Below are 8,991 nucleotides of genomic sequence, written 5' to 3'. Positions count from 1 at the left end.
CGTACCCAGCTTGCGAAGGGGTCCCAATTGCACGCCGATCCGGGGTCCCGTTCCAAAGCTTTTTGACATAGCGGTCCCATTCGATGTTTGAAGCCATAATTCGTTCCTAGCTGTTGGTGCAGAGGGTCACTCGCCGCGGACGTAGTGCTGGACCGGCGCCGGTATTTGCCACTGCGTATCGATGTCGAGCACCGCTAGAACATTATCCACGTGATCCGTAGCGTAGGTTATCCGGTAATCCGGATGATTAAGAGAGCAATAATCTAGCTCAGGCGCGCTTTCAGCCTTGCCGAAGGTCTGCTCTAATTCTGTTATGGGAAAATTAAATGACGTATTTGGGATATAAAGCTGAAATTTCGCCATCTCTCTGCACGACGGTTGGATTTAGTTAATGCGCGAGACTCTAGATGCGCATGTCCCAAATCAGGAACGACACTGCAGAAACCGCAACTCCCGTACCGCCCAGTTTCGAACATTGCTGGGTCCTGCGTGGAAATCTCTATAAGCTGTGTGGACGTATGATCCAGCCGACAAGCGCCTGGATCGCGACTCGCCCGATTAGGACGCCAACCACGGCGCCGGCGCCGCTGGCCGCGAAATCGATGAACTGAGAGGTTCGTCCCGGAACCCAGATCTGACCGATCTCAAGGATGCCGGCCAGCGCGACGAGGCCAGCAGTAATCTGCCAGCGACGCGGATCTTGGCAGCTGAAGGCGAGGAGGGCGCCGGCGCCACAGTAGGCGATAGCGTGCTCGATCTGTCCGGCCATACCGGTCCGGATTTCCAAGGCAGCCGGGATCCACGACAGCCAGACGAGCAGGCAGATGCAAAGCCAGCCCGCGGCGCGGAGCGTCCTGAGGCCGGTGAGTGCGAGCTTGAGCGACATGGGCAGCACTTACCAAATCGAGAGCCGCCCGGCCATCGCAGCTCCGTCATCGCCCAGCAACGAGACTTGCTGGGCGATGCTCGATGGGCGTTACTCGCCCTTCTTGGGCCGCCCGCGGCGCTTGGGTGCCTCCGAAGCTCCCTCATCGGCCTCGCGCTTCACCCTGCCGCCCAACTGCCCGAGGCCGAGTGACTTGGCGAGTTCTGACCGCTGGGCGGCGTAGCTGGCGGCCACCATCGGGTAGTCCGACGGGAGGCCATAGCGGGCCCGGTAGCTGTAAGGATCAAGCCCGTGGCCGGTGAGGTGGCGCTTCAAGGTCTTGTAGGGCCTGCCGTCGACGAAGCTGATGAGCCCGTCCGGGGTGATGGACTTGCGGATCTGGGCTGGAGTTGCCTTCTCGGCCTCTTGCTCAGCCTTGCCCGAAGGACCTGCGGCAAGGTTGTTCAACGCCGCATGGATGTCGCTGATGAGAGACGGAAGGTCAGTCGCACGGACAGGATTGTTTGACACATAGGCAGACACAATGTCGGCAGCTAGTTCGAGGTGGTTTGCGGGAAGAGCTTCTTCGAGTTCAGCCATGTAGCAACCTTGCTTCAATGAAGATCAGGCCAATACGCTTATCCATCTCGAATGCAAGGCCATGAGCTTGCACACCGGGGGGTACCAGGGAGCCATCCGGCTCGCGTAAGCGCGTTTATGGAACGCAAATTCAGCCCTTTTTGAAGTCTCCGGGAGTGCTCGTCGAGGCCGTGAGGGGCGGCGCAGTCTAGGCATAGAAAAACCGCCCGCGCCGGGGGGACGACGGGCGGTTCCTATGCTTGCGGATACGATCGGGGGGAAAGCTGCCGCCAGCATGCCTCACGATGGCGCGGGAGGGCGCGTCTGTCCATGTTCAGAAGCATACCAAGAGAGCGTGGGCCGCGGATTGAACGTTATGGATCGAGCGGTGTTTTTTGCAAAGGAGCGTTCGCTCAGCCAAGCGCGCCTTGATCATAGCCCTCTGCTCAAGCCCTGCTTCAGCGGGCTTTATTCGCTCGCGATTGCCATCGATATTGAAAACTATCGTGTCACAAAATGTTCACCTTCCGTTTCTACATAAATAAAAACCAATGTGACACATAGAAAGGAACGTAACTAATAAATAAGCCTATGTTATTGTGCGGAAAATAATCGGGAAGGACAATATTATTTCCAAGATTTCGCGATAATTCCCACGTATGGCGGAGTAGTCCTATGCGAGCATTGATATGGCACGGCACTCAGGACATCCGCTGCGATACAGTTCCGGACCCCAAGATCGAGGGTGACCGCGACGCCATCATCAAGGTGACCGTCTGTGCGATCTGTGGCTCGGATCTGCACCTCTACGATCACGTCATGCCAGGCATGGAGAAGGGCGACGTGATGGGCCACGAGTTTATGGGTGAAGTCGTTGAGATGGGCAAAGGCGTCAACGGCGCTCTCCGAAAAGGTGAGCGCATCGTCGTGCCCTTCACGATCATCTGTGGCGAGTGCGACCAGTGCAAGCGCGGCTACTTCTCCGTCTGCGAACGCTCGAACCGCAACAAGAAGATCGCCGACAAGGCTTTCGGGCACACCACCGCGGGCCTGTTCGGGTACACGCACCTCACCGGCGGCTACCAAGGCGGACAAGCCGAGTACGTCCGCGTGCCGTTTGCCGACAAGACGCACATCAAGGTGCCGGAGAACCTGAGCGACGAGCAGGTGCTGTTCCTCGGCGACATTTTCCCCACCGGTTGGCAGGCTGCGGTGCAGGCCGACATCCAGCCGACCGATACGGTTGTGGTCTGGGGGGCGGGCCCAGTCGGCCAGATGGCGCTGCGCTCTGCACTCCTCCTCGGGGCCAAGCAGGTGGTCTGCATCGATAGCGTTCCCGAGCGCCTTGAGATGGCACGCGCGGGTGGGGCCATCACTCTCGATAATGAGCAGGAGAGCGTGATCGAGCGCCTCAATGAGTTGACCGACGGCAAGGGTCCGGAGAAGTGCATCGATGCCGTGGGCATGGAGGCGCATTCGCCGCGCGCGCTGGAACAGGCTTACGACCGACTGAAGCAGGCTGTGATGCTGGAGAGCGACCGCGCCTCGGTGCTGCGCGAGATGATCTATGTCTGTCGCCCCGCTGGCATCCTATCGATCCCGGGCGTCTACGGCGGGCTCGTCGACAAACTGCCGATGGGAGCCCTGATGAACAAGGGGCTGACCGTCCGCACCGGGCAGACCCACGTGAACCGGTGGACGAATGACCTCGTCAAACGCATCGACGACGGGGAGATCGATCCCTCCTTCGTCATCACCCACAGGGTCGGGCTGGAGCAGGGCCCGGAGATGTACAAGACCTTCCGCGACAAGAAAGACAACTGCATCAAGGTCGTGCTCCGGCCCTGAGCGGCTCCGCAGCTCGTCGCGTTGCGGCGGGCCCGCAACTCTCCTCATTGCGGCACCGAGGTAGTCAGCATGTCCGATGCCATGTCTCAACGCGGCCAGGGCCGCGCTCCTGTTTCTTATCCGCTGCCGAGTTACCTCACCTCGGACCCACGCCGTAGGCCGGACCGGGCAACCCGGGAACTCGCTCAGGGCCTAGGCTGGTTCTCGATCGGCCTCGGTCTGACCGAAGTGACCTGTGGCGGTGCCATTGCCCGCTGGCTCGGGATGCCGCGCGCAGCCCCGGTGATCCAAGCCTATGGCGTGCGCGAAATCCTCCAGGGAGCTGGGATCTTGGGCTCGCGCGATCCGACACCCTGGATCACGGCGCGCGTCGCGGGAGACGCGCTCGATATCGCCACGGTCCTGCCCGGGCTTGAGGGCCACAATCCGCGCAAGGACAACGTGCTGATCACCCTTCTGGCTTTAGCCGGCGTCACAGCCGTAGACGTGATCTGCGCGCGGAACCTCGCGGAGGCGCCCCTCGCCCCGTCCCAGAAGGTCCGACAGGATTATCGCCGCCGCAGCGGCTTTCGCCGTCCTGCCAAGGCGATGCGGGGTGCGGCACGCGACTTCAAGCCGCCACCCGACATTATCAGCCCGGAGGCGATGCGTCCCTGGACGCTGACCAACGCCTGAGGCTGGAAGGGAGGGCTAGCCCGATGCTGCCTGTGCTCGAAGGGGCGTCGGGCGCGCTCGTCATGGGTGTCTTCCTCACCGACATCTTCCTGACGGTCCTCTACGCGCGCATCGGGACAGGTTTGATCGCGGACCGTGTCGCCCATCTCACCTGGGCGATCTTCTGCCGTGCCGCCGATGTGTTTGGCCAGAAGCGAGGCGCTGTGCTCTCCTTCTGCGGCCCGGTCATCCTCATCGTCTATGTCCTTCTCTGGGCCCTGGGACTGACCCTCGGCGCCGGCCTGATCATCCACCCGGCACTCGGGACGTCCGTTCGGGCAAGCACCGGCGAAACGCCGACCGACTTCGTGACCGCCCTCTATGCGGGCGGCAGCAGCATGACGATCGTCGGGGCCAGCGACTTCAAGCCGTCCACAGACGCCTACCGCGGTCTTTATCTCGTGAACTCGCTCGTCGGGATGTCGGCGACGTCGCTGGTCCTGACCTATGTCATGCAGGTCTACAGCGCGCTTCGGCAGCGCAATGCGCTCGGACTGAAGCTGCATCTGTTGGCGGGTGAAACCGCAGATGCGGCCGAACTCCTGGCGAGGCTCGGGCCGCAAGGGCAGTTCAGTTCAGGCTACACCCACTTGGCTGACATCGCAGGGTCCATGGCCGAGATGAAGGAGGCACACCACTTCTATCCCGTGCTGTTCTACTTCCGCTTCCGGCAGCCCTTTTATTCGGTCTCGGCACAGGCATTCATGGCCCTCGACGCCGTATCACTGATCCGCAGTGGGATTGCAGATCGTCAGGCAGCATGGCTGAAAGAGACCGCCGCCGTTGATGCGATCTGGCGCGTTGCCATGCTGCTCGTCGTCACGCTCGAAACGACGTTTTTACCCGGCGATCTGCCCGTCTCAGCCGGCGTGAACAGCGCCGAGAGCGAGGTATGGCGCACCCGCCTCGCAGGGGCTGTCAGGCGGCTGTCGGCAGCCGGCGTGGAGACGATACCCAATGAGGCAGGGGCGGAGACTTACCTCGCGCTGAGGGCACAATGGCAGCCGCATATCGCCCGACTGGCACCCATGATGGCCTACCATATCGACGAATTTGAACCCAGCGGAGAGAAGCGTTGATGATGCGCTGTGTCACTCCGAGGCTGGTACTCCAGCTTTCTCAAGGTTCCTCAAGGGAGCTGTAAGCCTGCATGTCTGAGGTCGGATGGTAATTGAGGCGACCCCGGGGAAGGCAGTGTTCCAATAGAGCTTGCTCATGTGGACTATTCCAGCGTTTGCAGGGCAAGCGTCGGGAAAACGACGGTTTTTCAGTCGCTTAAACCTGTCAGGATTGCGTGTCTGAAATTCAAAGCGTTGAGCGAAACAGCCATGCCTGTAGCCGCGCGCGAGCAGCGCCGTTCTGGGGTTGGGCGTTATGGAGTGTAACCTATCGGCTGGAAGGTCTTGACCTCACATGGCTCCTACCGCCTTGACCACGGGGGCCTTCCAAGTGCCATCGAGGGCCTGTGACTTCGGCCAGTACAGACGTAGGTTCATTGTGAAGGGGCCGCTCGCCGGGGCCGGAAGCCAATTCGCCTCCTTGTCCTTTCCAGGACTGTCACGCTGAACGTAGAGGTCGAGCGAGCCGTCCGGGTTGTAGGTGAGCTTGTCGCGGTCGCCGATGGCGTAGCGGTTGATCGGGTTCTCGGCGAAGAGCTGGCGCTCGTTGTACATCGTCAGGGACCAGAAGCCCCGAACCGGCGGAAGCTCGGCCTTGTCGAAGTGGATGACGTAGCGCCGCCTGCTATCGAACGGTTTGCCATCGGCATCGACCAAGGCAGTGGGGTAGAGCGCGTCCTCGATGGTGTTGGCCCCGAGCCCTGCATAGGCCACCCCGGCCCGGTGCGTGTAGTCCGCTCCGTAAGTGCCAACGGCGGTGTAGTTGGTGCGCCAGCCGTTCACGAACTGGCCCGACCCGTGGAAGCTGGCCGCGATCCGCTGTAGGGCCGGAGCCTTCGCATCCGAGATCGCGTGCTGAGCCTCGGGCGCCAATCGAGCGGGGTCGATGGGCTCGCCCGGCACGATCCCGATCCGCTGCATGCGATCGAAGATCGGGTAGTCGACATCGTGCGGCGGGTTGGCCTTCACGATCTCGCTGAAAAGCGCGAAGAAGGCCGGCGCATCCATCTCCTCGACCTGCTCGATCGGCGGCTTGTCGCTCTTCCACGCCGGGTTCACCGAGCCGGGAGGCGGAGGCGCCTCCTTGCCCCAGGTGCTGAGGGGCGCGGTTCTGATCGCTCTCTGGAAGCGGTGCACGGCCTCATAGTCAGCGGGACCAGCGGTGTTTGTCCGGCCAACGATCCAGCCCATGCCGGTAGGGGAGCGAACGAAGTCGATGCCCTCGGGGATGGTGCCGCTCCAGTCCGGCCCCGCCAGCGCGAAGGTTTGAGCGCTGTTGCCGGTCGTGCGCGAGCCCGGCGAGGTGAAGACCTCCGTCCACATGTCGAGGATCGGCAGGAGGTAGTAGCGGCCATCCGAGGCCGGGAGGCTGATGACCAGGGGCTCCTTGGTCACATCGAACCACATCGAGGAGTAGAGCGTGTCGGCGTTGGGTCGCACGACATCGGTGAACTTCGCGTCCGGGAAAGCTGCGAGGTGAGCGAACTGGTTGACCGGCGCGGCCATGGTCGTTGTCGCCTGCGGGACGTTAGTCGATTTGCGCCGGGTCAGCTCCATGATCACAAGCGGGTAAGCGTAGACGTAGGCGTCGGTGGCGATCTCGCGGGCCTCGTCGGCCGATGGCATCTCGGCGTGCGTGGGAGCCGCGCCGACCGAACCCGCCATCATCACGATGACAGTGGCGACGCTGAAGTTGGAGAGGATCGGCGGCGGGCGCATCCTCGTCTCCTCAGATCAGAAGCAGGATCAGCTACGAGCATGGCGCACAGCGCCAACCCTCGTTCCATCAGCGCAGCAAAGCAACGCTACGGCAACAGCCCATACCGCACGTCGACGTGGTTCGCTGACTGAGCGTTATGGAATGTTCACTGTCGATCCGGTGTCTTAAGTCCGACCTCTGCCACCCTGCTGAGAGGCCAAGCAAACCTCATCGGATCAGCCAAAGCCCTGTGAAGGACAGGGTTGCTGAGTATACAGGCCGGTGGTCTGCATCTGTCACCAGCACCGTGTAAGTGTGCCGCTCCTGATCGCCGTCTGCCTGTTCCCGCACGAGGTCAGGGAGAAGGCGCTTCGCCTGCAAACGAGCTTGTTCCAAGCTGGTGCACTCGGTTCCGCTGTCGTCGAACCGATGGGTGCCGTCGTGAACGTCGAAAAAGTAGAGGGACACGAGCTATTCTCTACGTGGGTGAGGCGGAAGCGCGCATCTCTCAATTCCAGGACGCATTGGTGTCATTGGCCGCAGAGGCCCCGCGAAGGGCCGCGGGCGGTCCTAGGTAGGGGGATTCGGTGACAACCGAGCCGCCTCTTCAGCAGCGCTCTGCTTCCAATCTTCGCCCATCACTGCGGCCGAGCTGGCGACATGGAAATCGAGGCGGAACAGCACCAGCCCAACCTCGTCCGTGACCTCCATCTTCCAGTCTTCGCCAAGCTTCAGACGCTTCGCGTTGTCCGAAATGATTTCCCCAGCGGTGCGGATGGCGTGAAACTGAGCCTGATGCCAATCGGCCAGCTCGGTGCCCTCATGATCAAGCAAGCTAACGCCATCATGGACATGGAAAAAATAGCGTGGCACGCGAGGCTCCGGCCGAGGAGGGCGGGAGCAAGTGTGCTCTCACTCGCGTGCATGCCTGGATCGAGGCTCGCGATTGCTGGGAGCAAAGCTTACTCGAATGGGATGTGCAACGTCATAGGATGGGTTGCTATGCGTCATAAAGCGTCGCAACCGGGCTACCGGAGAAGTTGTATACCCGCGAACGTGAGCGTCGCCGTGTAGACTGCCTGCCCGTCCTCGTTCCGTGCGACCACGGTGAATGTCTGCCGGTCGCCGTCCTTCGGAAGGTCGTCCCTGGCAATGTCCGGCAGGACCCTCATCGCCGCTTTGCGAACCGCAGCGAGGTCGGCGCACTCCGTGCCCTCGTCGTCCCGGTCCTGCGGCGAGCCGGCAGATGTGATGTCGAAAAAATAGCGCGGCACCAACAACTCCACCTGAAACAGAAGCGTACGCCGTGAGCGGCGTTCGAGGCTCAACCCCCCAAAGCAGCGTCCTGATCCCTGGCGCACTCAAGGCGGAGCAACCGGCCGCAAGGCGCCAGCCGTTGGAGCGGTTTAGGTGGCCCGCTTCTCCAGATGCAGGTAGGTCGGATCAAACTCCGAGGCACGGATAAGCTCGTCCCAGGCCTGGATCACCAACGTGCACCCGCGCAGCGTGATCAGGCCCTGGCCACGCATCTCTTGCAGCGTTCGGTTCACGTGCACGTTCGAGAGCCCCAGCGCATCGCCGAAGTCGATTTGCGTGATCGGCCACGGACAGCGGTGTTCGCCGGCAAGGCCGACCGCTTCGAGCTTGAGGTACATCTCGCAGAACAGGTGTGCGATCCGCCCGAAGGCTGACTTGCGGCCCATGCCGACCATCCACTCACGAAAGATCCCCCCATCCACCAGCGTGTCCCGCCAGAGCACCGACGCGATGCCGGGAAATCGGGTGGTCAACTCGCGCAGACTTTCGTGCGGGATGAAGGCGATCGTGCTCTTGGTCAGAGTCGCGAGGCTGTGGTCCATGGTGTGCAGATGCAAGCTCTGCAGATCAGGGATATCGCCGGGAATGTGGAACGACATGATCTGCCTCCGTCCACCATCCAGCATCTTGTAGCGGCAGGCCCAGCCATCGAGGATGAGGCAGGACTGCGAGGGCTTGTCGCCATCGCGCACGATGTCCTGACCGACGTTGAGAACGCGGGTCCTGACCGGCAACCTCAGGATAGTCTGACGCTCCTCGTCCGAGAGGGTTGCGATGCTCTCCAGCTTGCGGATGAGCATAGTCATGGAGTGGTCGTTGGAAGTCGACAACATGGCAGCTTCACCTTGCGT

Annotated in this window: 11 protein-coding genes; 3 read left to right on the top strand and 8 right to left on the bottom strand. The window is 61.8% G+C overall.

The window, feature by feature from the left end:
- Positions 1–126: 126 nt before the first annotated feature.
- The 3 genes from F6X51_RS20230 to F6X51_RS20220 form a co-directional block, all read right to left on the bottom strand.
- Positions 127–363, bottom strand: coding sequence for a hypothetical protein (locus F6X51_RS20230; RefSeq protein ID WP_150965475.1), 237 nt, complete (start codon positions 361–363; stop codon positions 127–129).
- Positions 364–499: 136 nt separating this feature from the next.
- A complete protein-coding gene (locus F6X51_RS20225; protein ID WP_150965474.1) occupies positions 500–886 on the bottom strand; it encodes a VanZ family protein in 387 nt (128 codons plus the stop codon).
- A gap of 90 nt (positions 887–976) precedes the next feature.
- A complete protein-coding gene (locus F6X51_RS20220) occupies positions 977–1,465 on the bottom strand; it encodes a MucR family transcriptional regulator (protein ID WP_150965473.1) in 489 nt (162 codons plus the stop codon).
- Positions 1,466–2,119: 654 nt separating this feature from the next.
- On the opposite strand from F6X51_RS20220, the gene F6X51_RS20215 reads away from it, so the two are divergent.
- From F6X51_RS20215 to F6X51_RS20205, 3 genes are all read left to right on the top strand, one after another.
- The gene (locus F6X51_RS20215) at positions 2,120–3,292 is read left to right on the top strand and encodes a zinc-dependent alcohol dehydrogenase (RefSeq protein WP_150965472.1); all 1,173 of its coding nucleotides are present in this window, start codon (positions 2,120–2,122) and stop codon (positions 3,290–3,292) included.
- Positions 3,293–3,361: 69 nt separating this feature from the next.
- Entirely contained in the window at positions 3,362–3,967 is a 606-nt protein-coding gene (locus F6X51_RS20210) for a cyclase dehydrase (RefSeq protein ID WP_150965471.1), read from the top strand.
- Positions 3,968–3,990: 23 nt separating this feature from the next.
- Positions 3,991–5,085 carry a two pore domain potassium channel family protein gene (locus F6X51_RS20205; RefSeq protein ID WP_150965470.1) on the top strand — a complete coding sequence of 365 codons (1,095 nt, stop codon included), beginning with the start codon at positions 3,991–3,993 and terminating at the stop codon, positions 5,083–5,085.
- A 330-nt stretch (positions 5,086–5,415) separates the two neighbouring features.
- Here the strand turns inward: F6X51_RS20205 and F6X51_RS20200 are convergent, their stop codons facing one another.
- From F6X51_RS20200 to F6X51_RS20180, 5 genes are all read right to left on the bottom strand, one after another.
- Complete coding sequence (locus F6X51_RS20200; protein WP_246696916.1) at positions 5,416–6,843, bottom strand: DUF1254 domain-containing protein; 1,428 nt, start codon at positions 6,841–6,843, stop codon at positions 5,416–5,418.
- Positions 6,844–7,051: 208 nt separating this feature from the next.
- A complete protein-coding gene (locus tag F6X51_RS20195; protein ID WP_150965469.1) occupies positions 7,052–7,291 on the bottom strand; it encodes a DUF6894 family protein in 240 nt (79 codons plus the stop codon).
- A gap of 102 nt (positions 7,292–7,393) precedes the next feature.
- Entirely contained in the window at positions 7,394–7,696 is a 303-nt protein-coding gene (locus F6X51_RS20190; RefSeq protein ID WP_150965468.1) for a DUF6894 family protein, read from the bottom strand.
- A 155-nt stretch (positions 7,697–7,851) separates the two neighbouring features.
- The gene (locus F6X51_RS20185; protein ID WP_150965467.1) at positions 7,852–8,097 is read right to left on the bottom strand and encodes a DUF6894 family protein; all 246 of its coding nucleotides are present in this window, start codon (positions 8,095–8,097) and stop codon (positions 7,852–7,854) included.
- A 132-nt stretch (positions 8,098–8,229) separates the two neighbouring features.
- Positions 8,230–8,946, bottom strand: a complete 717-nt coding sequence (locus F6X51_RS20180; RefSeq protein ID WP_246696915.1) for a Crp/Fnr family transcriptional regulator — start codon at positions 8,944–8,946, stop codon at positions 8,230–8,232.
- Positions 8,947–8,991 lie beyond the last annotated feature (45 nt).

The organism is Methylobacterium planeticum (genome assembly GCF_008806345.1).
GTDB lineage: Bacteria > Pseudomonadota > Alphaproteobacteria > Rhizobiales > Beijerinckiaceae > Methylobacterium > Methylobacterium planeticum.
The sequence above is the reverse complement of the archived record's forward strand: the minus strand, read 5'-3'. Positions and strand labels throughout refer to the sequence as shown.

What these genes read in the sequence shown, in the direction of transcription:
- F6X51_RS20230 (WP_150965475.1), bottom strand. Translation starts at nt 363, where the DNA reads ATGGCGAAATTTCAGCTTTATATCCCAAATACGTCATTTAATTTTCCC.
- F6X51_RS20225 (WP_150965474.1), bottom strand. Translation starts at nt 886, where the DNA reads ATGTCGCTCAAGCTCGCACTCACCGGCCTCAGGACGCTCCGCGCCGCG.
- F6X51_RS20220 (WP_150965473.1), bottom strand. Translation starts at nt 1,465, where the DNA reads ATGGCTGAACTCGAAGAAGCTCTTCCCGCAAACCACCTCGAACTAGCT.
- F6X51_RS20215 (WP_150965472.1), top strand. Translation starts at nt 2,120, where the DNA reads ATGCGAGCATTGATATGGCACGGCACTCAGGACATCCGCTGCGATACA.
- F6X51_RS20210 (WP_150965471.1), top strand. Translation starts at nt 3,362, where the DNA reads ATGTCCGATGCCATGTCTCAACGCGGCCAGGGCCGCGCTCCTGTTTCT.
- F6X51_RS20205 (WP_150965470.1), top strand. Translation starts at nt 3,991, where the DNA reads ATGCTGCCTGTGCTCGAAGGGGCGTCGGGCGCGCTCGTCATGGGTGTC.
- F6X51_RS20200 (WP_246696916.1), bottom strand. Translation starts at nt 6,843, where the DNA reads ATGCGCCCGCCGCCGATCCTCTCCAACTTCAGCGTCGCCACTGTCATC.
- F6X51_RS20180 (WP_246696915.1), bottom strand. Translation starts at nt 8,946, where the DNA reads ATGACTATGCTCATCCGCAAGCTGGAGAGCATCGCAACCCTCTCGGAC.